The sequence below is a fragment of the Flavobacterium galactosi genome, from assembly GCF_048158585.1.
In the GTDB taxonomy this organism is placed as follows: domain Bacteria; phylum Bacteroidota; class Bacteroidia; order Flavobacteriales; family Flavobacteriaceae; genus Flavobacterium; species Flavobacterium galactosi.
This window is the reverse complement of record NZ_JBLNKV010000004.1, coordinates 173,870-197,978: the sequence shown is the minus strand read 5'-3', so window position 1 is coordinate 197,978 and position 24,109 is coordinate 173,870. Positions and strand designations below refer to the sequence as shown.

Below are 24,109 nucleotides of genomic sequence, written 5' to 3'. Positions count from 1 at the left end.
ATCAAAAAACAGTTAAATTCTCTTATTTATTTAAACTATTACTAATTCGATTCGAATAATACTTTATCTAACATTAATTTAAAATTTTCATCGCTAAAATAATTTCCAAATGGATAAACGACTTCGTCAGAATTCATTCTATTATCGATCAGGTTTTCTAGTTTTTGTTTAATTTCCGACTTGTCATTACAACTGGCAATATATTGATTGTCTCTTACTATCCTTCGCATTTCGCTTCGTTCGGGTGAAATGGACAACATTGGTTTCTTTGATGCCGCGAGAAATGGCGCTTTACCCACCAGAATATTACAATACAGCGGTCCATTTTCCAAGATGATGTTAATGTCGGCTTCTTGCATTTGTTCACTGCAGGAATTGGAAAAACTTGACATATTCAAGATTATAATGTTCGGAGTCTTTGAATATTTTACAGCCAATTCCTTTACATCTATCCCTTTTAATCGCAGAACAAACTCTGTATTTTCTTTATACAAAGGATTATTTTCCACCAATTCTTGATAAGCATCTAAAAGAATCTCGACATTTCTACCAAACTGGATTGCTCCGTGATAAGAAATCATTACTTTTTTGTTCTTTTTCAAAACGTTGCTGACATCAGATAAATCAAAAACGCTTTCGTCGTATTGATGTGGCAAGTTGTAAAATTTCTTTCTGCAACCGTATAAGGATTGTAGGTCATCCGACATTAAACTTGCGGAACTCATACAGCTTTTGGATTGCGTAACCACCTCATACATTTCTTTTAATTTGAAAAGTTCCAAATTAGTCAATGGACTTTTTGAACCCACATACCAAAATAAAGGATATGGATCATGAAAATTGACGATAGCTTTTTTGAGAATAGGTAGATCTTTGGCTCCTAAAATAGTTTCATGGTCTATTCCTGCACTTCGTATAAAAATATGATCGTATTTTTGGTAGTCAATCTTTCCAATATAAGACCCATACACTTTATGGATGTGTCTTTTAACTAATGAAACATGAAATAATCTCCAATAGATTTTATTCAACCATTTGGTAAAAAAAGGCGTTTTTAGATTTAGAATATGAGCCTCGATAGAATCAACTGGCAATAAATCCAACCGGTCTTCGCTAGCATCCTGTTTTAAATAAACCACATGAATAATTGATTCTGGATAGGCGATTCTTAATTTAGCCAAAAAAGAACGCGAAATAATCCCTTGACTTGTCCCCCATACTCTTAAATCTTGTTCTATTACTAAAAATTTCATTGTCTAATTTATAATTATTTCTAATTCGAAAAGCTTTCACTCATTAAATCTTCTTTTTAATCGCTTTTTTCATTCGGTACAGTTTCAACCTTAAAGGCAATACAGTATAGAAAATCTGCCATTTCAGTTTTTCAAATGTAGTTAATTCGAGGAGATTTAAAATGTTTTTGAATAAATGATATTCCTCGAAATCTATCGAAAAAGCGATGAAATACCGCTTTAAAGAATAAGTAAGCAACTGCTTTCCTTTCAGGTTTTGCACCACCAATAAAATGGCTTGCGAATACGCCGCTCTCCTAACTGGGTTTTTGCGGTCATATTCCCCCGTATTGGAATGGGGATGCTTCCTGCCATAAAACAAACATTTTTCTATCGAAATCCCCCTAACTCCAGAAGAAACAATTCTGGAATACAATTCCCAATCCTCTGCATACATCAAATTTTCAGCAAATCGTTTGTTTTCAAAACATTCCCTTCTCCACATTATGGCACAAGAATTAAACTGAAGCTGGTTGTTTAACATTTTCTCTATGTCGTTTTCATCAATATAAAAAGAGGTATATGTTTTTGAATAATCGAATGCATAATCAAAATCCCCCATAAAAACTTCACGTATGTACCTGCAAAAGGAAATATTGGAATCGAGTAATTCTAACACACACAGCTCCAAGTTTTGGGGATGTGGAATGTCATCATCGTCAATAATAATAATATACTCACCTTTGGCTATATCCAATCCATAATTGCGACAACCCGGCAAACCTTTTAGATAGGTATTCGGACGTTTTACATAGTGAAACCGATTATCCCCCTCTAAAATTGAAGTGATTACTTCTACTGTGTTGTCGGTTCCTGCATCATCAACAATAAGGCATTCCCATTCTAAAAATGTTTGTTTTTGAATCGACAATAGTGTCTCAAATATAAAATGCGCCCTATTATAGGTCGCCATTATTATGGTTACTTTTGGTTTTGATACTATCATAATTTTACCAACTCTACTACCATAGTCTCAAGAAAATTAATTCTCTCAGGTATTATTGTTCCGTGTCTTTCAATATTTTTTAAGTCCAAAACATTGCTTTCTCCAACAGTACATTCTCGGACTTGAGCAAAATTACATTGTAATGCTAATTTACTTAGACTAGAAATATTATGTATTACTTGATGTCCCCATGCTTTAAAAAAATTATTGATTACATAAACATAATGTTCCTCTTGATCAACAACCATATTGTTTGCCTCAAACAAATGAGGTATGTTTTTAACTGCCCAATTAACATAATCAATCATTTCTGGAGTATTAGGATTTTCAAACAATCTGAACAAAAAACTTATATTAGGAGTAGCAATTCTCATAACCCCTCCTTTTTTTAAAATTCGAAAACTTTCTGTCAACATATTAAGTTGCTGTCCTGTTTTAAGATGCTCAAATAGATGCTCTGAATATACAAAATCAAAACTATCCGATTCCAGGGGAAATTTTTCTCCTGCATCTAAATATATTATTTTATCATTGTTTTTTATATCAGTATTAAGCCAACCTTCAAGAAAGTTTGTTCCACATCCAATTTGGATTTTTTTAATTTCATTATTTTCTAAATAAAAATTGATTTTAGAGATTTCTTTTTTATTTTTTTTAGCTTGATTCATTTTATTTCTTACAGTTTCATAGAGATTGTAAGGAGAATAGCTCAATAAATTTTTAATTTTTTTTTTCATTTTTGAATTTAGATTGAAATGTTATATTGATTACAACAAAAGCATTAATTACCAAATAGTTAATGTTTTATATTAATTTTAAAAACATAAATAAACTATGGGAAGTAAAGTGTTTTTTTCATCAATTTCTTTTTATGAAATCTTTAATCGCCTGAATATTTAAGTTTTTTCCATAATGCTTGATTATAAATATCCAATCTTTACTATCCAATCTTTTCACTTTTTTTAATTCAAAATAATATTGCCGAATTATTTTTATGCTTTCATATCTTGTATACTGACTTAATTTGTATTGAATTAAAAAATGATAAAAAGCAACCGATGACTTGTTTTTTAATTCGAAATTATCGCTTTTTCCTGTAATATTGAAATTGGACAGTCTCACACAAACCAAACTCTCATTGATGGAATAAATAGGTTTGTTTTCTGAAAAGTCTAACCAAGCCCTATCATCACTATTCCAAGCCAATGGATAGTTATGGAAACCATATTTTTTATATGCTGTTTTATAAAAAACATATTCCGACAGTGAGCTTCTGGAAATCCTTTTGAATTTTCTATAAAAAGAATCCGTAGCTGTTTCCCAGACTGGATTTTCACAAATACTTGCTTTATAATTTTCCTCTTGGACTATCGTTCGCGATGCAAAACGCACCAAATTTGTTTTAGACAGGAATTCCGGCATATTAAAATAAAATTGTTCTACCACAGTATCACTCAAATAGTCATCATCTCCCAAAATCATGATCCATTCTTCGTTAGCTGCAAGGGCAATACAACGCTCCCATTGTTGTGTTAACGAAATGCTTCCTAAATTAGTTTTAAACCTATGGTATACAAAATCAAATCTGCCGTTGTATTTACTTAATAAATCAGTTGCATTTTCAGGACTAAAGTCATCACCTATATATACTTTAAAGCGCTTATCTGTTTGATTAGATAAAGATTGTAAAGTCTCTTCAAAAAAAGTCAGTTTATAAAATGGAATTACTATCGCAAGCATTACTGTTTTTTATTTTTATACAATCCAAATATAGAAAATCCAAAAAAAATAGTGCAAAAGGCATCAATAACAAACTTCTCACTTTTTAAATTTTCTACATGTTTTTTTCTTGTCTGTTCTAGAGTTTCATTTAATTGAGTGAACGAACCTAATTGTCTAATAAAAAAATCGACGTGCTTTATACTCATATATTCAAGTAAATACATTCTCTTTTCTTCATTTAATTGTTTTACCATCGAACTTGATTTAATTCTGTAATAAAACCCAACTTCATCCAAACACTTTACTCCCCCTCCATTTTTCAAAATGGCAATCCAAAATTCCCAATCTTCCCATCCGTATAACATCTTCACATCATAACCTCCAACCAATTTCCAATCTCGTTTTCTAAACATTGCCGAACAAAAAATCATATTGTTACTACATAAATTTAAAAGAGAAAATGGTTGTAGTTGCCAAATCCCAGTAACATCTCCAAATCTATCTGCCTTACAATATACCACCTTTAACGAAGTATCCTCTTGAAAAGATTGCACTGCCAAAGCAACATAATTGGCAGCAATTTTATCATCAGCATCTAATGGAAGTATAAACTCTCCAGTTGCGTGTTCAATACCATAATTTCTTGCGCTACTCAGACCTCCATTTTCCTTTTTTAAATAAACAAAACGACTATCCTTTTCGACCCATTGTTTTGCAACTGCTTGTGTGTTGTCGGGACTTCCGTCATCTACAATAATACATTCCCACCGAATATAGGTCTGTTCTAATACTGATTGCAATGCCTCATTCAAATATTGGACTTGGTTGTAACAGGGAACTATAATGGAAACTAAAGAGTTATTCATAAAATAATTCACCATATTGCTTGTTAAAATTTTTAATATCAAAATTTTGCTCTGCGTGTTCTCTCGCTTTTAGAGACAAACTACGATACAGTTCTTTATCTTCGATGATTGCCCTAATTTTTAGTGTAGCAAAACTTAAAAAAAAATCTTTATCTACGACACTCAAAAAACCATTTTCATCATTGATTACATGTTCTGCAATACTCCCAACATCTGTAGCTATCACAGGAATACCCATCTCCATCGCTTCCATAATCACAAGAGGAAATCCTTCTCGGCTTGAAGACACTATCAAGAGCGAAATTCTTGAAAATTGGTTTCTAATTATCTCTGGGTCATTGCAGTTTTCAAAATAATCAACTTCAGGGAAATCAATTTTAAAATTATCAAAATTATCTCCAATTACTTTGGCTTTAATTTTTGTTTGTCCTACAACTTCAAAAAATAACTCGGGACGTTTTTCGGAAGAATTCCTCCCTACAAAACCAATGGTAAAATTAGCAAAACGTGAATCTATTTGACAATCATCAAAATCCCTGATTGCAATTCCATTGGAAATAATTTTAAATCTATTCAATAATGATTTTTCAATTGCATTTTTTTTATATAATGCTTTATAATCATTGAACGTTTTACTGTTTATCACTATTCTTTTATCTAGCAAATTTACAAATGGCAATGAAGAAATTTCCATACCATGTTCCGGAAAAGAAAAAGCATGGGTTAAATCGATAGCTTTAATTTTTCCTTTTAATTTAGATACAAAATTATAAAAAAGACCACTGTTGCAACCAAAAAGGACAACTGGCAAAAAACAAGAGCTTATTTGAAGAAAACGAATTGCAAATTCTTTTCTTTTATTACTGGTTATTAAAAAACAATAGGCGTTTTTAGAAAACTCTTCGGATATTATATCAGAATTCGGGTAATCAAAAAAAACAATTGGTTTATATTTTAATGCTTTGATTATATTAAGATGCACACGTTCCGCACCTCCAATATGGTGGTGTGGAATAAAAAAAAATATTAATTTAAATATTTTATAATTCACAATATGTCATTTATCTTTTTTTTGAAAACAAAATTAGGTAGGATCTAAAAAAAATGGAAATCAGCTTTTTGCCTATTATTGATTTTTCAATCTCAAGTAACATTTTAACTCTATTTGAACTTAATATTTTTGCATTAAGATTTAATTTATTTCTAATATTCAACAACTCTTCATAATCGTTAATATATTCTGAAAAATATTCGTTCAAAACTTGATTTCTTTCTTCAGAACTGTCCGTTATTGAACTAATTCCATCTAAATAATAAGTCGAAATAGTCTCAGATATTTTCACATAACTACATTGATATTTAAAAATTGCTAAAATAAAAAACTTCCAATCAGATACAATTTTTAAATTTTCATCGTATAATCCAACAATTTCAAATAAAGCTTTTTTTATAAAAGTGGAGGGATGTGGCAAATATCCATCATACAAATCTGAAAAACACAATTTATCAGGATAAATTACTATTTTGGAATTAGTATCATTCCTAATTTGCAAATTAAAGTAAATCAAATCATAATTGTCCAAATACCTTTTATTTTCTTGAAGCACCGTATTATTGTACAAATGATCTCCACTATTCAGAAACAATAAATATTCGCCAGTGGCTTTCGCAATCCCTTTGTTCATAGCATTGTAAATTCCTTTGTCCGGTTCGCTGACCCAATAATTTATGTTTGCACTTTGACTTGCAATATAAGCCGCACTGCCATCTGTGGAACCGCCATCAATAACGACGAACTCCAACTCTTGCCAAGTTTGATTGATAACGCTCTCCACGGTCCTTTTTAGCCCTTCTAGATTGTTGTAGTTAATGGTTATGATGGAGAGTTTAGGCATTGTTAGTTTTTAATTATTAAAAGAAAACTTCGTATCTCTGTAGTTACTATTCCCTCATTCGTATTTATATTGAAGACTTCAAGGACAATTAATTACATTTAAAACTTTGTATAAACATATAAAAATAAAAGACTAAATCAATCTTAATTTAAAAACAATATCCAAAACTTTCAATGTAAGGTTTCCAAAATTCAAAATTATATCTTTGCCAGGCATGACAACCCATTGGTAATTTTTGATTATTAATATCAAACAAATATTCTGGCTTAACTTCAAAACTAAATTTAATGGCATCATCTAGAGGTGCAATATTAAAGCCAATAATATGTTTTGGAATTACAAAGGAAACAAACCAATCTTCATTAAAATGCCTCGCAATTTGAATCGTATTATTTTTGTTTCTCCATATATTAAAATAATCTAAAGGCATTCGAATTTTATTTAGAAATCGTTGTTTTCTAGATATTACAAAAAAATCATGCTCCTTAAAATAAATTTTCTGAATTGCATTTCTCATGGAACTTATTTTTCTCAAAGAAAAACCAGAATTACCTATACCAATCAAAACATTGGAAAGCGGTTCTGAATAACCTAAAAACCATGGCGCACCTATATAATCATATTTTTTTCCACACCAAAAGTCTAATTCATCTCTAAAAACGAAAGCATCTAATTCATAAGTCAATAAATAATCAAATTCTTCAAACAAACTGTAAAAAAAATCACTCAACTTTAATTTATTATACATTACAAGACTACTTTGCCATCGAGGATTAATTTCAATTATTTCAAAACTTGAAACAACCTTTTTATATGCTTCCATTTTAAGACCTTTAGGAATAACAACTTTTATGGCATGATTATTTAAAATATCAAAACACTGTTTAAAAGAAATTAGCTCATCATTAGATGGGTTTTCACTATGAACTGGAATGACTACTACACAAAGATTATTGTGTTTCATTTTATTAAATTTATTTACTTTTAAAATATCCAAATCCTTTTTCTTACTTATGTCCTGTTAGAAACACTTTAAAAGTAATTTTCAATCTATTCATAATCTTAGATAGCAATGACTTTTTAACACTTGGATTTATAGCATTTTTATTTCCCAATTGATAATAAACTCTAAGTTTACTAATGTGTTCTATCTTATTATTTTTCAACAAATCATTGTATAAAGAAAACAAATGTTTTAAATCAGGCCTACTTTCAAAATCATATCGAGTTAAATAAGAAGCTATACTACTGGGATTATCATATTTATAGCCACTAAAATGAAAAAAACGTAAAGGATATTGCTGATTAACACAAAAAATCTCTTTCTCAGTATTTGTCAATATTCTTTCATGCAAATTCCAATTAGCCATATTATATCCCAAATGCCTTATTATATGATAATTACCCCACATTGCCGGAACATAATTAATCCAAATTTGATCATAAAACATATTTTTGCTAAAATCACAAAAACCATATTTCAACACCCTCTCATCCCACCATTTTATAAAATCTTTTATTTTATCGTACCTAGCCAAAGCAATAAAACCAAGATTATAAACGCCTCCTCTTAAAGTATGATAATCAGTAGGCGCATAATCATCGTCAATTGGTGAACAAATATGTGGTGTTATTACGATATCTCTCAAATCAAGAATTGTGATGACTTCTTCAAAATAGCTAGTAACTAAAATATCGGGATCTATATAAATGAGTTTATTCGCATTGTAATTTGTAAAAATATGTTTAATGAATGTTGGTTTTACTGCCGTATTCAGTTCAATAATATCATATTTTTTTACAATATTTTCAAATTCTGGAACTTTAATGTCTACTACTTTAATTATTTCAAAATTATTGAACAAACTATAATCGAATGATGAGTCCAACTCATCTACTAGACCAATTATAAATTTCCAGTTAGGATGAAATTCTAAAAAAGAATCTCCCAAGGTTTTGGCATGTGCCAAATAATTATTGGAACAAATGGTAAAAGCAATATTCATAATATATATATTTTATAATACTCCATTTTTATCTAAAGATTCAACATTCTCTTGGAACCTATTTAATACTTATCAAATACTTTTTTTACTTTCTCTAAATAAGCAGTCCCCCATTTTTGGCTAGGCTCTAAATAATTTCCTTCTGCCCATTCATTCCATGCATTTATAAAAATAAAATTTTCTTCTTCAGAATATGGAATAAAATCAGTGACAAGTTCTGTCAGCCATTTTTCAAATAATTCTGGCGTTGCATTATCTAAAATTAATGTCGGATTATTTTTTCTTCGTGCGCTATTGTCCCAACCAGCAACTATATTTGGAAACATTTTGAATGAAAATTCTTTTAATGACTTTATATTACTGACCATAAACTCATAATCCAATTTATTTAGTGCTGGTTTTAAACTTTCATCCTTATATCCTAAATTACGTTTTATTTTTTTTACAATTCTTTTTGACAAACTAACTTTCGAGTCACTTTGGTTCATTCGTTCAATTTCATTGAAAACACTTTGCCTTCTAATTCCAAAAGGTTCAAAATCAATTGCCGCATCAAATCCTTTTAATAAAGTATCCCATCCTTTATGATAACTAAAAACGGCATGACATAGATATAATTCTAGTCCATTCTCAGCAGCCAATTCTCTCCATCTTTTTACAGTTTCTGTTACATTTGGAAATAAAAATGGTTTGTAAACAATAAATACTGGTTTCTCATTAACCTTAATATATCTTGAATCTTTAAAAAACGGAATCAGATACTTTAAATGATCAATATCGTCTTGGGTAGAATAGCTTTGCTCCATCAAAACTTGTTTATCTAACCCATCCCAAGTTCGGGTCCAATTTTCATTGGCCCAACACATCATAAAAGGCAAATCTTCCTTTGGGTCTTTTAGTTTTCTATCCAATGGTTCGTATAACATACACTTACCATTAAACCAATAATGATAATAGCAAAACCCATGTATTCCGTAAGCTTTTGCCAATTGCTCTTGGGCTAATCTTGCTTCTTGCAATCGCAAATCATAAAAACCCAAATCGGCAGGCAAATGGGGTTGATAATGTCCTTCAAAACGAGGCTTGGCTTTTACAACATTAGTCCATTCCGTAAAACCTTTTCCCCACCACTGGTCATTTTCAGGGATAGGGTGAAATTGTGGAAGATATATAGCAATAGGCTTTATTTTGTTTGGCATCTTAATTATTAATTGCTTTTTTATAAACTTGAACAGTCTCTTCTAAATTCTTTTCCCAAGAAAAAAATTTAGATCGTTCAAGAGATTTGTTCGCTAATTTTTTTCGCAATTCAGAATCATCTAAAATTGAACATATTTGATCACTTAATAATTCCACATCAAAAGGATCAATACAAATCCCAAATCCCTTAACAACTTCAGGTAACGATGCTTGATTTGATGAAATTACGGGAGTTCCACATTGCATTGCTTCAATTATAGGCAAACCGAAACCTTCGTAAAGAGACATATACACAAAACTCAACGCATTTGAATAAAAAACTGATAAGTCAGCATCAGGAACATACTCTATAAAATGAATATGTTTAAATCCTTTATACTTATCTATACTACATTTTTTCATTTCTATACTATCAAATGTTCCTATTAAAACTAATCCTAAATCAGAATTTTTACTATCATTAACGACTCTAATATAAGCCTCAATAACATGTTCCGTATTCTTATATTTTTGATTTCTATTTAAACACAATAAATATTTTTCAAACTTTAAGTTATATTTTTCAGATAGTACTGAAAATTTTGTTTCATCTAAATTCGGGAAAAATATATTTTTATTAGCTCCTAAATAAACAGTTTCTATTTGACTTTCTTCTAAATCCTTCCTGTAATTCAATAATTCGGATTTAGTAAATTCAGATACACATATAACTTTTGTTTCTCGATCTATTGAATCATAAGCCGGTTTTAAAAGCTCTACAAAACTTGGAGGTGCCAAATCAGGTCTAGTAAAAGGCATTAAATCATGAGAGGTAAAAACTCTTTTAATGTTTTTATACTTTTTTATCTCATTAGGTATAGCTTCAAGTGGGGAATGGTAAATATCCATCCTTTTTATCATGTTTTTATCAAAATGATTTAATTTTAAAAATTGCTTAGTACTCCAATTTTTAATTAAATAGGAATCAGCTTTTGAATTCAAATAATGGAGTATCTTGAATATTTCAGTTTGATTATTTGCTATTTTATTTTGAGGGCTTGAATATTTATTTTTTTCGATAAATGCAGCTAAATTATTAATTATAGCTCTATCGTATTTGTTTGAAGAATAAAATAAATCAACTTCATTAGAATTTTCAAGCCGTTTGGTAAGCTCATAAATTACTCTCAAACCTCCATGCATTACATTTTGCTTCAAATGAGTACCAATCCAAGTACCGTCGAACAATACATTCATATCAAATTTTATAATTTTAAAACTTATACTAGAAACTTGATTCTCTTAATTTTGCTTTTTTCAACTCTGCAATTTTCAAAATATCGACTTCTGATTCTGAGTGTATTGCAATTACATCATAATGCCAATCATAATCATGTATATCTCTTAAACACAATTTAATCAACTCTTCACGATTTAAATAACCTTCTTTTAATTCAAAATGACTAAACTCGCCGTATTTATTAAACCATAAAAATCTATTATATCCAAATTTGTTAAGTATTTCAAAATGCTCATTAAAATCATTTTGAGTTTTTTTTATCATAATGGGATGCCATTCGAAAATAACAAAAGGTTTATAAAGCTGTAATATTTTACCACTCCCTTTTAATATTTTACCATCATAGCCATCAACATCTATTTTTATTATATCAACTCTTCCTTTTAATTTATCAAACAAAAGTGTATCTAAACTTATTGTTTTAACTTTTTCTTCTCCAATAGCACTTGCTGTTCCTAAATGAGTTTTTATCAAACTACTGATTTTGTTATTGTCAGATTCACTTAGCATCACATTAAACAAGTGACTTTCTGGAAAGTATTTTTTATTTTCTTTTAAATATTTAAAAAACTCAAAATCACCTTCTATGCAATAAATTTTTCCAATTTTGTCAGGCAAATTCTTTATCAAAAATAAATTAGTATCACCAACAGCTGAACCAATATCTATTATACAAAGTTCTCGATTATATAACTCATAAACCGAATCGACAAGTTGCAATAATGGATTGTTATAATTTGGAAACAGCCTGGCATAAAGAGCATATGAATTGCCATTATTAACTTTAACTTTATAACCATGAATAGTAGTTGATACAGCCCCAGAAAAGATTTTAGATGAATAATTCCAAAGTAGCAACCAACATTCTCCCAAAAAACCTTGCTTGTCTCTTAATTTATAAGTCTTTAATAAAAAATTATAAATTACACTATGATAGATATTAATTTTCATTTCGAAATTATTCTAATTTTAAAAAATCCCATTTATAATTTGGCACAACAAATCCTTCTCTGTCTAAATCTCTTTTATTAACACCTAAATCCTCAATTTTAATTGATATTTTATCTTCTAAAATGTCAAAAAGTTTAGTTCTTGAAACGAAACAAGCAATAACCAAATTATAACTACCCGGTATAAGAATATTTTTTGATATGTCAGCAATTAATTTATACCTACCTTTTTTAATGACTTCAAAATCATTATCATAATCATGTAACGAAGTTGTAAAAACAGCAATACCCTCAGTATTTACAAACTTAATTGAAACTGTAGAATTTCTAATACTATTAATAGCATTTAAAAAAATATTTATTGTAAAATCCTCACCAGAGGCAATTTGATTTGTAATCTGCAAATCAGAATTTGAAACATAAATTTTATCAAAAAATAAATCACTATCAGTTTTAATTTCTCTTTTCCATTCAGCACTTAAATCGGAATTCAATAATAAATAATTAGAGATTATACTATTAATGTTATTTATCTCTTTTATCTTCCCGTTTTCCAGTAAAATTCCCCTAGTACACAAACTCTTTACCGCTGCCATATTATGACTCACGAACAAAACGGTTCTTCCTTGACCTTTAGAAATATCCTGCATCTTCCCAATGGCTTTTTTCTGGAACTCGGCATCACCTACGGCCAAAACCTCATCAATGATTAAAATATCAGGCTCGAGAAATGCGGCCACGGCAAAAGCCAAACGCACATACATTCCGCTGCTGTAGCGTTTTACGGGCGTGTCTATGTAACGCTCGCAACCTGAGAACTCAATAATTTCGACAATCTTTGAGTTGATTTCTTTTTTGGTCATCCCCAGAATGGCACCGTTGAGAAAGATGTTTTCGCGCCCCGTCATTTCTCCGTTAAATCCCGTGCCCACTTCGAGCAAAGAGGCAACTCGTCCACCAAATTTTATGCTTCCAGTGGTAGGTGCTGTCACTCTCGATAAAATCTTTAACAAGGTGGATTTTCCCGCCCCGTTTTTGCCTATGATGCCCAAGACTTCGCCACGCTCCACTTCAAAATTAATATCTTGCAAAGCCCAAACATAATCGCTTTCTCCTTTAGTGCTTCGGTCGTTAGTGTCGCCAATTTTGAGATAAGGATTTTCCTTGCCCCGTATTTCGTGCCACCAGCGGTTCAGGTCATGTGTCAACGTACCCGTACCCACTTGCCCGAGGCGGTATTGCTTGGAGATGTTTTCGGCTTTAAGGATAATGTCTTTCAATTGGATTGTTTTTTTTTGTCGCTAAGCACTGAAGCACAAAGTTATTTTATTTTTTCTTATATGAATCTTATATGCCTTATATGCTAAACTTTTTCAAACCATATAAGTATTTAAGGCAATATAAGGTTTTTGGCAATGGATTATGCATATAGGCTTTTGAAATTGGGACTACTTAAAAAAATTCAAGAAAAACCATTTTATGCTCCTTAGTGGTTTTAATACTGAAGCCCCTAATTTATAATCAATAGTGTTTCTAAATTTATAGATCTCTCCTTTTTCTAAATCAGAGGCCATTAAAAACTGCTCTATCAACTCTTCATAATGGGCACAATAAATATCCTTGTTCTTGATGTAAATATATTTCTTGGCCTCTTTATTAACTTGATTTATTCCTGCACTTCTGGAACTGATACTTTGCCTGTAAAAAAACAAGACCTCTTCAACAATATGTACTTTCCAGCCTAATGAACACACTCGCAAATAAAACTCCCAATCTTCATATCCATTTTCCGGGTTTTCATCGTATCCACGCACTTGCTCCCAACATGTTTTTCGGAACAATGATGTTCCAATTGCAGCATTATGAAACAAAAAATCAACAGTTGTTTTGCCTATTGATTTATATACTTGCAATTGCATATCGTTTGTGAAATATCTTCCCCAACTGCTCACGATGCCTATTTCGTCATTATTTTGTATGACGGTAAGCGCTTTTTCAATAAAGGTAGCTTCGTACATGTCATCGGAATCCAATGTTACAATGAATTCTCCTTTTGCGTTTTTAATCCCTAGATTTCTGGCACTGCTAACACCTCCATTTTTCTTGTCTACATACCTGAAACGAGAGTCTTTAACCTCCCATTTTTGTGCAATTGCTTCTGTATCATCCTGACTGCCATCATTTACAATAATACATTCCCACTTAGTATAGGTTTGGTCATATAAGGATTGTAAAGCTTCGTCCAAGTATTGGGCTTGGTTATAGCAAGGAACAATGATAGAAACTTCAGGCATTTGCATAAGCTTTAAAACTATTTGGTTTTATTTTTTAAAAGCATAAATCATCCCGGTAATTGGAGTCAAAAACCTTGAAATTATTCTGAAATTATTTTTTATTAATATATCTTCCAGAATAGCCCCCCCCTTATCATGCCATTCGATTAACAATACATCAATATCTTTCAACAAATTGGCATCATTCAGTTTTTGAAGTATCTCATATTCAGCACCTTCACAATCTATTTTTAAGACCATTTTCTGTTTGGAGTGTTTTCCAATCAAATCAGGAAGTATATCGCTAATGTTCTTGATATCTATTTCAATTTCTTTGGCATTATTCCTGTCAATGACAAGACTTGAATCTAATCGTATACCACAGTTACCTTTTGCTTGTGAATTATACAGCACTTTCTCCACTCGGGTAGAACCGCCCAATCCAAAATGGAATGCTTCGATTTTATTGGAATAGGCTTGATTCAATTCAAGATTATACAATGCTTGAGTATAGGTTGTATTAACAGGCTCAAAAGAATATATTTTAGCTACATTTTTGTTTAACGCAAAAAACAAGGAGCTAATCCCTATATTCATTCCTATATCAAAAACAACGAAGCTTTCATTAGACAGTAAATTGTAATCTTTTTCGACGAATACCTCCTTCACTATAAAAAACTCTTCAGGAGATTCTATGTATAATTTCAAATCATTAAAACTGGCTAAAACGCCATCCTCATGACGCTCCAGAACAAGCTCCGGAAAATATTTTTTAATTTCAAATAAATAAGGAGCTGATCTAAAAACTAAATTATGAGGATCATTTAGAACTGTAAAACTTCGCACTAGATTTTTTAAATCCTTTTCTTTCTTTGCTATATTTGAAATTTTGTAACCCAATTTTTTTAATACGCTATGGATGTATTTTTTCATTACTTTTTATTAAATCTTTACTTTTTATTCGAAATTCCATTTAAAACTGAATAACTGCGACTAACCACTTAGTACTATTCACTAAACCGTATCAATGAAACTCTTCTCCGTCTTATTAAAAATTAGGACTCCTATAAAAAACACAATCACCGTGACTAAGAAAGTATAACCCAATCCCAAATAAGAAATATGCCCTACATTCAACAACATATAACGTGTGGTTTCTATGACATACGCCAATGGATTATACTGTACGAGCCACCCATAAGTAGGCAATTTTTCTTTAATTAATGCCATAGGATACATTACTGCCGACAAATACATCAGCAATTGTACTCCAAAACCAATCAAATTACTAAAATCCCTATATTTGGTTACCAAAGAGGAAATAAACATTCCCAATCCCAATCCTAAAACACCCATCAGTACAATTAGCAATGGAAAAAATAAAGTTGCTCCATTTATTCCTATTGATGCACCCTGAATATAGTAATAGGCATAAAAACAAATAAAAATAAAAAACTGAATTCCAAATTTAATCAAATTAGAAATCACTATTGACAGCGGAACAATAATTCTTGGAAAATAGACTTTCCCAAAAATTCCTGCATTACTGCCAAAGGTATTCGAAGTTCCCGTAAGACTAGAGGTAAAATAATTCCAAACGGTAATTCCAGCTAAGTTAAACAAAAACGGCGGAACAGTTCCGGTATCAATTCCTGCTACATTATTAAAAATAATGGTAAAGGTAATCGCGGTAAACAAGGGCTGTATCAAGTACCAAAGTGGCCCCAGGATAGTTTGCTTGTAAACGGTCACCACATCTCTTTTTACGAAAAGCATAAGCAAATCCCTGTATTGCCAGACTTCCTTCAAATTAAGTGAGAAGAATTTATTTTTTGGTGTTATTTCAAACAGCCAAGTGGTATTTGTATGTTCGGTGTGACTCATGGGTTTATGCTAAAATCCTAATTATTGATTTTATTTTCTCAAGCGTGTCTTCTCAAGCGCAGTCGAGAGACGAGAGAATTTCTTAACTATTAACTAAACAGCATCATTACGAAGCAAATATAAATAATTTGCTCTTGGTATTGCATTAAAAAACAGCATCATATCCTATTTATTTTCGAGTATTATCGTCTACTTAATTACTACGTAGAATCAGAACCAATATAAAAAAGTAAAGTTCTGGATATGCTTGGCTGCTCTAACTAACAGTATGGAGCCAAAGCCTATTTATTAATAAGAGTTGTTTTTCAGCGAATATACTATTCATTTATAAATAACAGCAATAATTAGCAATCTATCGACATATTAATACTTGGAAAGCTTATCCATCTATTTTTGGCTTAATCCATTAATAGTCTACCCTAAGTTTTATGGAAGAGTCAGTTCAATTTCATAAATTAACTAGAGCGTTTTTATAATATTGTATCGAGAACCATATCAAAGCTAAAGTGCCCGTGAGTTCGAGTGGTTTTTAAAGCTAAGATAAATATCCCTAATTAAACGACACAAATAGATTTTAAAATTATATCGCGAACTCCTTAAACAACTTCTCAATACATTTTTGACTTAAAATAGCGACCCCATTTCTAAACAATCGTATCGAGAACGAGTGTTTTTAAAAGTCCTATTTAAAAGTAAAGTTCTAAATTTTCGGCTCCCTTTTAGGGCTGGGAAAAACGAAAATCACCCTCAATTACATTCACAAAAACCCTATTCAATTCCCGAATTGAACACTACACTTTTAGTTTCAAAAAATTATATGATATAATTTTGTTCCTCTTCGCACATGATTCGATACTCCCATTACTAGAATAACATGAACAATCAGTCGGTCCAACAAAAGGTAAAAAACATATATCAGATGCTATTCGAAATGGCAACTGGAAACCTTACATACAGGATGCAGCGGGATATTCACAGTAATCAATTGGACGAACTGGTAGTCATGCTCAACACTACTGCAGAAAAAATGGAACTGCTAGTCTCACAGTTGGGTTATATAAATCCACATTACACCTACCAAAGTTTAGTTCAAACTACAATTATTCTGGACAAAAATTCCACAATCAAGAGCTTCAGCACTGAAGTACCTGCGCTTTTAGGGTACACCCCGGACAAACTTCTCAAATTAAGTTTCAACGAAATACTCGCCAAACAATCCATGCCCTTATGGGAAATTATTAAAGCGGAAGCATTAGCTGACGCAAAAGCAAACGCAACTGTTCAATTTTTTTTTACTACAGCAAGTCGGCACCTGATTCCTTCCTTCTGCACCGTTTCAAGGCTTATGTATAGCAACAAAATATTGGTTACCTCAATAACAACTATTCTGGAAGACATGGTCAATTTGAATAACGAATACTCACCCATTAAAACAAAGAATGAAAGCGAAACACTGACCATACAAAAACTGCATGCCTATATTTTAAGTCATTTGGATGAGCCCCTCCCTACCCTGAAGGAATTGGCCGCCATGTTTGCCTCTGAAGAACACAAGCTAAAGATAGGTTTCCGTAAGCATTTCAATACTAGCGTCTACAACTACTATCATCTGGAACGTCTTAAAAAATCCCACCTACTCATCCAGCAAACATCAATCCTTCTGAAGGAAATTGCATTTATGTGTGGCTTTACTGCCTACCTGAACTTTTACAAGGCATTTAAAAATCATTTCGGTTATGCACCAAGCGACTTAAGCCGCCCATCCGAGTAAAAGAACCATAGTTTTATACAACTTTCCTTTTAGGATAACGAAAAGACTGATTTGCATAATAATACAAATTCAAATAAGAGAATTTTACAAAACCAAATAAAAGGATAGTGATATGAAATACGTTGATAACATAAAAAATGGTATTGTAATTTTTGTAAGCTACAGCTACGCTTTTCTATTTACATATGCTGCAATTAGTAAGATCATCGATTTTGAGAATTTCCGTATCCAACTCGGACAATCCCCATTATTAAGTTCTTTTGCAGCTCTAATTGTTTGGACAGTACCAGCCCTTGAACTATTAATTTCAGGGTTACTTTTTTTCAAAAGGCACAGGTTAAAAGCGTTATTGGCTGCATACACGCTGATGGTAATGTTTACATCTTACATTTATATTATCCTCAACTACTCATCCTATATACCCTGTTCCTGTGGCGGTATCCTTGAAAAACTGGGATGGACGGAACACCTCCTTTTTAATCTGCTATTTATAATAATGGCGGGAATATCCATAAGACTGCTGTCAAAAACGAAAGTAATTTATACAACATTGGCAACGACGACAATGATTAGCTGCTGCTCCATTGCACTACTTTATGTTATTTCAGATGATATTTCACGGCACCACAATAGTTTTATACGGCAATTTTTTCAGTCTGCATCTTTAACTAAAGAGACACCACTTACTTACAATTCCTATTACATATCCGGAGAGGAAGATGGTACAATATATTTAGGCAATACGACCAATCCATTAAAAATAATTAGTTTAGACAGCACCCTCACAATCCGTAAAATAAACCGCATTACAGTAACAGATACCACACTCCCTTTTCGTTCGGTAAGCGTAAAAATAAGTGCCCCACATTTTTATGTTATCGATGGAACTGTTCCTTGTATTTTTAAAGGAAATACTGCTGATTGGAAAGCTTCGCTCCTATGGAAAGGCAACACCTATTTTTCACATCCACAAATCGTAGATTCCGCAACAATCGCATTCATATCTCAAACCAATACCGGAAAAAGCACGGTAGGTATACTTAATTTCAAGACCGATGCGGTCATTTACGGACACAAGATACTACAACAACAGATAGACGGAAATTTCGACAGCGACGGATCACTACATTATGACCCAAAAACAAAAGAATTCATATACCTGTATCGCTACCGCAACCAATATACTGTTGCCGACAGCATGATGCAAATTAAATACCGTGGGAATACCATTGACACTATTTCGAAGGCACAGATTTCCATAGCAGAAGTGAAAAGCCGGGGCGAGAAAAAGATGTCAAAACCACCACTGATAGTCAATAAAGGAAGTGCTGTAGACAATGGCCTTTTATATGTAAATGCAGGTCTTATTGGACGTTACGAACCGGAATCGATGTGGAATGATGCCAGTATTATTGATGTGTACAACGTAAAGAACCGCTCTTACATTTCTAGTTTTTATATCTATAATATAGAGGAATCCAAGCTCCGAAGCTTTATCGTACGAGGCAATAAATTGTATGGTATGATCGGGAGTCATATCGTCAGTTACAAGATTAGTGATAAAATTATTTCTAAAGCTAAATAACAAACTTAAATTTTGCGTGCCGGACGCCAGGGGAAGACCGAAAACCTGTAAAAAAGAGTAGGTCGCTAATTTTAATACTATTTATTATGAAAACAAATTTTTTAAAATTAATTATGCCAGTAGCAGTTGTATTGCTTGCCACTGGCTCTGCTTTGTCAACAAGTGCAATGAATAAAAAAGCTGTTGCCGCACCGGTACAGGGCTATGTTCATGTGTTGACAGAAGATGACTGTGATGAATCCATCATGTGTTCTGACATTGAAGGCGATCTTTGTACTACCGGATCAGAACAGGTTTTTGGTAAAAACCCTGCAAACAAATGTACCATACGTTTGTATAAAAACCAGTAATCGGTATCTTTTAGAGCAATGCAATGCAGTCCACTTGGACTGCATTGTTTTTTATGTTTATCGGATTGTAAAATCAGGCTTCATCCAGTCGATAGCCGGAGCAGCTTTTAAGTAAAAATCGAACCATTCCCTTATTTTGGTGTTCAAATCCCTTTTATTGGCTGCATTCATTAGTACATGCCCTTCTTTGGGATAGAGGAGCATGATGTGTTTTTTCCCCAGTCTTCTTAACGCATTATAAAATTCGATACTTTGAAATACACTTACCTGTCTGTCTTCTTCGCCAGCCCAGGATAACAAAGGTGTTGTAATATCCTTGGCATGCAGTACAGGTGAATTTTCCAAATAAACGTTGGTAATTTCATGAAGCGAACCACCCATATAGTAGGGAAAATTTTCCAGACGCCACATATTAGACATAACACTGTCGGGATTATAATAGAGGTAACTGCTCACTAGGTCACTGATCCCTGCTCCCGAAACTGCAGCGGCAAAGAGTTTCGTTTGTGTGATGATATAGTTGGTTTCATAGCCCCCGAACGAATGACCTATCAGCCCCAGACGGTTGGTATCTATCGCTTTTTCTGTTAGGGCAGCTTTCACTGCTGAACTGACGCATGCAACCGCCGACATTCCCACTTTTCCTTTTTGATAAACAATATCGGCTAACAAAACGAAATAACCACGTGCCGTATAATCCGTGAAATTAAAGCCCCTATTGTTCTTTTGGGAAGGATTAAGATACTGGTGGAAGTGGTGTGACTGCTTTTGGTAGATAGATACAACCATGGGATATTTCTTTGTGGACTCATATCCGGCTGGATAATAAAGTATTCCCTGTAACTGCTGACCATCGGGCGCATCATAGGATATCAATTTTTCACTTCCCCATTCAAAATGTTTTTGCTGAAGATTACTTTCAAACAAGGGAACCGATTTTGCACGACCCACTTTCTTATAATGTAAAGAGGGAGAGCAATCGTAGCTTTCTATAGTATAAGAGTATCCCTTCGCTCCTGCAGCCTTTACCAATTGCACCACCCGAAAAGCACCACCGTCCAGAAGCCGGATCCCTTTGTCTTGATCGTATTCATAAAATGCCGTCGCACCGCTCTCCAAATGACGCGAGCTGAGAACCCAACCGGTGTTACTATCGAATCTTCCTGCCGTATATCCATTTTGATACAATTTTACGGACTGTTCATCTGTAGTTTCCACCACACGAAACACAGTGCCGCTTTCCCTGCCTCTAGTCAGCCGAAGTGCGTTTCCGTCGGGATCAAGTTTCCAAATATCGTATTGGTCGTAAACAAGCATACTAGAATCCTTGTCTTCCCATCCCGGATGTCCGAAGGGTTCTCCTGTAGCATTGTCATAAAACGAAACGCCAAGACTGCCTGTTACATTTCGATGTTTCTTTGTAAACAGATTGTAGGTCCACCAATCTCCATCCCTGAAATAACCAATGTGTTTTCCAGCAGGAGACGACAAAAGCTGACCGTTGGCTCCCAATTGTCCCTTCAGCAACAATTCTTTTGTATTGGTCTCCAAGTCCGTGATATAAAAATCACTAACAGCATTCTGCCGAAATTGAGGCTCTTCTTCCCATGGGTTGTTAGTGACGGCGAACCGTCCATTTCCTGCCAACAGCAATTGTGATTGTTCTTTGTTAGTGATCTGGAGAAACCTCCCCTTCTCCGGTAACCAGACCGCTACCCTATCCACATGATCATTACCGCCTGTCATTTCCCTCGAAGGATATAGCATGGTATCAGCGGAATTCCATACCTGTACTGAAGGAGGACTTGTCTGAATATCCTTCATTTGCAGGTTAAAGAAGATACATTTTCCTTCAGATGCAATCCGTAACGAACGCAACAATTTGCTATTGACCTGCATTGATCTCGGAAAGCCTGCTATCTTTTCCGGTTCAAGAGTAAAAAGTTCACGACTACCGATACTGTAGAATTGAATTTGGGGTTCCCTTCCCTGCGCAACGGCCATCCATGCGGCCGACAATGATTTTTCGTGCCAAACAAGACCGAAAAAAACAGACGAAGCACTTTGAGTAATTAGGGTACTGATCGGTTTATCTTCTAAATTCAGAAGAACTACAGAATTGGTATTTTCGTCTTTCTTGGTATAAAGCAAGCTATTTCCCGACGGAGAAAGTTCCCATTGTTTAACCCTGTCAATGGTTTTCACCCATTCACCTGTGGGTTTCCGTATTTCTAAATACTTATGTTTTGTTTCATCATAGCGTTCCAGAACCAGGTACTTTTGGTTAGCTGTAAACGTATAAGTGGACACTCCCGCAAAAGATTGTGGCACTCCATTTAGGAGGTAAATCAATTTAAGGTTCTTGTCTGCATCAAGACAGGCAAATACCTGTTCCCTATTAAACTGCCCCTGTTTTCCTTTAGGAAATGCGAAACGCTTTCGCGTGCTGGTATTGGTCACAAACAGGGTATCGGTACCGTTTTCATAACGCATGTAAAAACTGACCCAATCCCCTTTATCCGAAAGTTTATCCACAGACAGCGTCCCCCAAAACGGATAATCTGCCGCACGCAGCACCTGCTTTTGTTTATGCTGCCCCGTTACGAGGCAGCTACTAAAACAAAAAAAATAAACCGCTAGGCGGCAGAAATCCAAAATAACACCCCGCCACATATCAGTAACCGGGATTTTGAGGCAAAAGATTGGGGTTAACCAATAATTCGGTTTCAGGTAATGGCAACAGACTGTCTGTAACCTCCCATCCGGGTTTTACCAATGATAGTATCGCATTAACAGTCTCGGAGCGTTTGAGGTCGAAAAAACGGTGACCGTATTCGGTAAAGAGTTCCACCCTTCGTTCTTGCAATACCGCATCGATAATTGCTGTAGCGGTTACCGCAGTGGTATTACCAAGACCTGCGGTAGTACGAATTACGTTCAGGTCTTCTTTTGCTCCAATCAGGTCGCCTTGCCTTGCTCGGGCTTCGGCACGAATCAGGTACTGCTCAGCAAGTCGTAGCACGATGGAATACTCTACCGAGGCCCCCGAATTACCCTTGGTCTTATACTTATCAGCATGGTACCAAGTGCCTTTTGTATTAGTAACCGCCTTCGTCCAAGTGCTTTTTCGCAAATCTCCCGGTTCAAACGCAGCCATCAACGAAGGCGTCAGTGCCAACAATGGCGGTGGACCCGCAATAAAAATAAATGTCGTGGCTTCGTCGGTATTCTGTCCTGCCACGCCTGGCATAAACTGCCATAGGGTTGTAGGGGACTGCTTTTTAAAGGTAGCAGCGAGATTCGCTGCCGGTTTATACAATTCTGTTTGGTTTAATACGGCCGAGGCTTCGTTGGCCGCTTCCGCCCACTTACCATTGTACAGGTATATACGTGCCAAAAGTGCTTTTGCCGCAAAACGATTCGGGCGGACGCGCTCGGCGCTAATATAGACTTCCGGAAGCAATGTGGTAGCTTCTTCAAGGTCAGCAATAAGTTTTGGATATAAATCCATAGCCGACATCCTTGCCACTCCGCTGTTTATCTTATAATCCGTGGTAGTGATATAGGGAATGTCACCATAAAGTTGCTGTAGATAAAAATGCACTAACGCCCGCACAAACAATGCTTCACCCCGAAACTGGTCCCTGTCGGGTTGAGAGAGTGCAGTAGATTTTTGCACACCCTCGATTACCGCATTGGCTCCATAGATTTGACTGTAACTGTTATTCCACAACGTAGGAATATCGGTAAGTGAAGGTAGCAGCGCATTACCATAGAAAAAGGAAATCCCTTTGGTATCATCACCAAAATAATTCAGTTCATCTGCATAGGCACCCATCGCGGCACCAACGCCCGAAGAAGTACCACTGAAGATACCTGCCTTGCGCATCTTAGCATAGACCTCTATCATGGCAGCGTTGGCACTGAGTTTATCCTCAAAAACCGCAGCGGCAGTCAGTTGTGAGGGAGGCAGATCCACTGTTACATAATCATCACAACTGGTAACCGCCAGAAGCGATAGGACAAAAACAAAACTTTTGGAGACAGACTTTTGAAAGCCTGCCGCTATATAATTCGATAGATTCATAAT

General features: G+C 33.9%; 21 protein-coding genes. 3 read left to right on the top strand and 18 right to left on the bottom strand.

Going from position 1 to position 24,109, the window contains the following annotated elements; all coding sequences use genetic code 11:
- Positions 1-41: 41 nt before the first annotated feature.
- From ACM55M_RS10000 to ACM55M_RS09925, 16 genes are all read right to left on the bottom strand, one after another.
- Positions 42-1,253: a glycosyltransferase family protein gene (locus tag ACM55M_RS10000; protein WP_416857452.1), complete on the bottom strand. Its 1,212-nt coding sequence runs from the start codon at positions 1,251-1,253 to the stop codon at positions 42-44.
- A 43-nt stretch (positions 1,254-1,296) separates the two neighbouring features.
- Complete coding sequence (locus ACM55M_RS09995; RefSeq protein ID WP_416857451.1) at positions 1,297-2,238, bottom strand: glycosyltransferase family 2 protein; 942 nt, start codon at positions 2,236-2,238, stop codon at positions 1,297-1,299.
- Positions 2,235-2,975 (bottom strand): class I SAM-dependent methyltransferase, encoded by a 741-nt coding sequence (locus tag ACM55M_RS09990; protein WP_416857450.1) that lies wholly within the window; start codon positions 2,973-2,975, stop codon positions 2,235-2,237. The genes ACM55M_RS09995 and ACM55M_RS09990 overlap by 4 nt, the downstream gene beginning before the upstream one ends.
- 121 nt (positions 2,976-3,096) lie before the next feature.
- Positions 3,097-3,978: a glycosyltransferase family 2 protein gene (locus ACM55M_RS09985; RefSeq protein WP_416857449.1), complete on the bottom strand. Its 882-nt coding sequence runs from the start codon at positions 3,976-3,978 to the stop codon at positions 3,097-3,099.
- Positions 3,978-4,826, bottom strand: coding sequence for a glycosyltransferase family 2 protein (locus ACM55M_RS09980; protein WP_416857448.1), 849 nt, complete (start codon positions 4,824-4,826; stop codon positions 3,978-3,980). The genes ACM55M_RS09985 and ACM55M_RS09980 overlap by 1 nt, the downstream gene beginning before the upstream one ends.
- The gene (locus ACM55M_RS09975) at positions 4,819-5,877 is read right to left on the bottom strand and encodes a glycosyltransferase family 4 protein (protein WP_416857446.1); all 1,059 of its coding nucleotides are present in this window, start codon (positions 5,875-5,877) and stop codon (positions 4,819-4,821) included. Before ACM55M_RS09975 ends, ACM55M_RS09980 begins: the two co-directional genes overlap by 8 nt.
- Before the next feature lie 10 nt (positions 5,878-5,887).
- Complete coding sequence (locus ACM55M_RS09970; RefSeq protein ID WP_416857445.1) at positions 5,888-6,721, bottom strand: glycosyltransferase family 2 protein; 834 nt, start codon at positions 6,719-6,721, stop codon at positions 5,888-5,890.
- Between the two features lie 148 nt (positions 6,722-6,869).
- Positions 6,870-7,685, bottom strand: a complete 816-nt coding sequence (locus ACM55M_RS09965; protein ID WP_416857444.1) for a DUF5672 family protein — start codon at positions 7,683-7,685, stop codon at positions 6,870-6,872.
- A gap of 43 nt (positions 7,686-7,728) precedes the next feature.
- On the bottom strand, positions 7,729-8,727 hold the full coding sequence (locus ACM55M_RS09960) for a hypothetical protein (RefSeq protein WP_416857443.1): 999 nt from the start codon (positions 8,725-8,727) through the stop codon (positions 7,729-7,731).
- A 62-nt stretch (positions 8,728-8,789) separates the two neighbouring features.
- Positions 8,790-9,926, bottom strand: coding sequence for a glycosyltransferase WbsX family protein (locus ACM55M_RS09955; RefSeq protein ID WP_416857442.1), 1,137 nt, complete (start codon positions 9,924-9,926; stop codon positions 8,790-8,792).
- A gap of 1 nt (position 9,927) precedes the next feature.
- Positions 9,928-11,163, bottom strand: coding sequence for a glycosyltransferase family 4 protein (locus ACM55M_RS09950; RefSeq protein WP_416857441.1), 1,236 nt, complete (start codon positions 11,161-11,163; stop codon positions 9,928-9,930).
- Between the two features lie 28 nt (positions 11,164-11,191).
- Positions 11,192-12,157, bottom strand: a complete 966-nt coding sequence (locus ACM55M_RS09945) for an FkbM family methyltransferase (protein ID WP_416857440.1) — start codon at positions 12,155-12,157, stop codon at positions 11,192-11,194.
- Positions 12,158-12,164: 7 nt separating this feature from the next.
- Positions 12,165-13,436, bottom strand: coding sequence for an ABC transporter ATP-binding protein (locus ACM55M_RS09940; protein ID WP_416857438.1), 1,272 nt, complete (start codon positions 13,434-13,436; stop codon positions 12,165-12,167).
- Positions 13,437-13,604: 168 nt separating this feature from the next.
- Positions 13,605-14,450 (bottom strand): glycosyltransferase family 2 protein, encoded by an 846-nt coding sequence (locus ACM55M_RS09935; RefSeq protein WP_416857437.1) that lies wholly within the window; start codon positions 14,448-14,450, stop codon positions 13,605-13,607.
- A gap of 27 nt (positions 14,451-14,477) precedes the next feature.
- Complete coding sequence (locus tag ACM55M_RS09930) at positions 14,478-15,362, bottom strand: FkbM family methyltransferase (protein WP_416857436.1); 885 nt, start codon at positions 15,360-15,362, stop codon at positions 14,478-14,480.
- Between the two features lie 81 nt (positions 15,363-15,443).
- Positions 15,444-16,313, bottom strand: a complete 870-nt coding sequence (locus ACM55M_RS09925; protein WP_416857434.1) for an ABC transporter permease — start codon at positions 16,311-16,313, stop codon at positions 15,444-15,446.
- Positions 16,314-17,244: 931 nt separating this feature from the next.
- On the opposite strand from ACM55M_RS09925, the gene ACM55M_RS09920 reads away from it, so the two are divergent.
- The 3 genes from ACM55M_RS09920 to ACM55M_RS09910 all read left to right on the top strand — a co-directional run bounded on the left by ACM55M_RS09920 (position 17,245) and on the right by ACM55M_RS09910 (position 20,019).
- The gene (locus ACM55M_RS09920; RefSeq protein ID WP_416857433.1) at positions 17,245-18,084 is read left to right on the top strand and encodes a helix-turn-helix transcriptional regulator; all 840 of its coding nucleotides are present in this window, start codon (positions 17,245-17,247) and stop codon (positions 18,082-18,084) included.
- 112 nt (positions 18,085-18,196) lie between these two features.
- Complete coding sequence (locus tag ACM55M_RS09915) at positions 18,197-19,669, top strand: MauE/DoxX family redox-associated membrane protein (RefSeq protein WP_416857432.1); 1,473 nt, start codon at positions 18,197-18,199, stop codon at positions 19,667-19,669.
- A gap of 86 nt (positions 19,670-19,755) precedes the next feature.
- Positions 19,756-20,019: a DUF6520 family protein gene (locus ACM55M_RS09910; RefSeq protein ID WP_416857431.1), complete on the top strand. Its 264-nt coding sequence runs from the start codon at positions 19,756-19,758 to the stop codon at positions 20,017-20,019.
- Between the two features lie 57 nt (positions 20,020-20,076).
- Here the strand turns inward: ACM55M_RS09910 and ACM55M_RS09905 are convergent, their stop codons facing one another.
- Both ACM55M_RS09905 and ACM55M_RS09900 read right to left on the bottom strand, forming a co-directional pair.
- Entirely contained in the window at positions 20,077-22,692 is a 2,616-nt protein-coding gene (locus tag ACM55M_RS09905) for a S9 family peptidase (RefSeq protein WP_416857430.1), read from the bottom strand.
- A 1-nt stretch (position 22,693) separates the two neighbouring features.
- On the bottom strand, positions 22,694-24,106 hold the full coding sequence (locus tag ACM55M_RS09900) for a RagB/SusD family nutrient uptake outer membrane protein (RefSeq protein ID WP_416857429.1): 1,413 nt from the start codon (positions 24,104-24,106) through the stop codon (positions 22,694-22,696).
- Positions 24,107-24,109 lie beyond the last annotated feature (3 nt).

What these genes read in the sequence shown, in the direction of transcription:
- ACM55M_RS09905 (WP_416857430.1), bottom strand. Translation starts at nt 22,692, where the DNA reads ATGTGGCGGGGTGTTATTTTGGATTTCTGCCGCCTAGCGGTTTATTTT.
- ACM55M_RS09985 (WP_416857449.1), bottom strand. Translation starts at nt 3,978, where the DNA reads ATGCTTGCGATAGTAATTCCATTTTATAAACTGACTTTTTTTGAAGAG.
- ACM55M_RS09910 (WP_416857431.1), top strand. Translation starts at nt 19,756, where the DNA reads ATGAAAACAAATTTTTTAAAATTAATTATGCCAGTAGCAGTTGTATTG.
- ACM55M_RS09915 (WP_416857432.1), top strand. Translation starts at nt 18,197, where the DNA reads ATGAAATACGTTGATAACATAAAAAATGGTATTGTAATTTTTGTAAGC.
- ACM55M_RS09980 (WP_416857448.1), bottom strand. Translation starts at nt 4,826, where the DNA reads ATGAATAACTCTTTAGTTTCCATTATAGTTCCCTGTTACAACCAAGTC.
- ACM55M_RS09955 (WP_416857442.1), bottom strand. Translation starts at nt 9,926, where the DNA reads ATGCCAAACAAAATAAAGCCTATTGCTATATATCTTCCACAATTTCAC.
- ACM55M_RS09945 (WP_416857440.1), bottom strand. Translation starts at nt 12,157, where the DNA reads ATGAAAATTAATATCTATCATAGTGTAATTTATAATTTTTTATTAAAG.
- ACM55M_RS09965 (WP_416857444.1), bottom strand. Translation starts at nt 7,685, where the DNA reads ATGAAACACAATAATCTTTGTGTAGTAGTCATTCCAGTTCATAGTGAA.
- ACM55M_RS09935 (WP_416857437.1), bottom strand. Translation starts at nt 14,450, where the DNA reads ATGCCTGAAGTTTCTATCATTGTTCCTTGCTATAACCAAGCCCAATAC.
- ACM55M_RS09960 (WP_416857443.1), bottom strand. Translation starts at nt 8,727, where the DNA reads ATGAATATTGCTTTTACCATTTGTTCCAATAATTATTTGGCACATGCC.
- ACM55M_RS10000 (WP_416857452.1), bottom strand. Translation starts at nt 1,253, where the DNA reads ATGAAATTTTTAGTAATAGAACAAGATTTAAGAGTATGGGGGACAAGT.
- ACM55M_RS09920 (WP_416857433.1), top strand. Translation starts at nt 17,245, where the DNA reads ATGGCAACTGGAAACCTTACATACAGGATGCAGCGGGATATTCACAGT.
- ACM55M_RS09995 (WP_416857451.1), bottom strand. Translation starts at nt 2,238, where the DNA reads ATGATAGTATCAAAACCAAAAGTAACCATAATAATGGCGACCTATAAT.
- ACM55M_RS09990 (WP_416857450.1), bottom strand. Translation starts at nt 2,975, where the DNA reads ATGAAAAAAAAAATTAAAAATTTATTGAGCTATTCTCCTTACAATCTC.
- ACM55M_RS09900 (WP_416857429.1), bottom strand. Translation starts at nt 24,106, where the DNA reads ATGAATCTATCGAATTATATAGCGGCAGGCTTTCAAAAGTCTGTCTCC.
- ACM55M_RS09925 (WP_416857434.1), bottom strand. Translation starts at nt 16,313, where the DNA reads ATGAGTCACACCGAACATACAAATACCACTTGGCTGTTTGAAATAACA.
- ACM55M_RS09930 (WP_416857436.1), bottom strand. Translation starts at nt 15,362, where the DNA reads ATGAAAAAATACATCCATAGCGTATTAAAAAAATTGGGTTACAAAATT.
- ACM55M_RS09950 (WP_416857441.1), bottom strand. Translation starts at nt 11,163, where the DNA reads ATGAATGTATTGTTCGACGGTACTTGGATTGGTACTCATTTGAAGCAA.
- ACM55M_RS09970 (WP_416857445.1), bottom strand. Translation starts at nt 6,721, where the DNA reads ATGCCTAAACTCTCCATCATAACCATTAACTACAACAATCTAGAAGGG.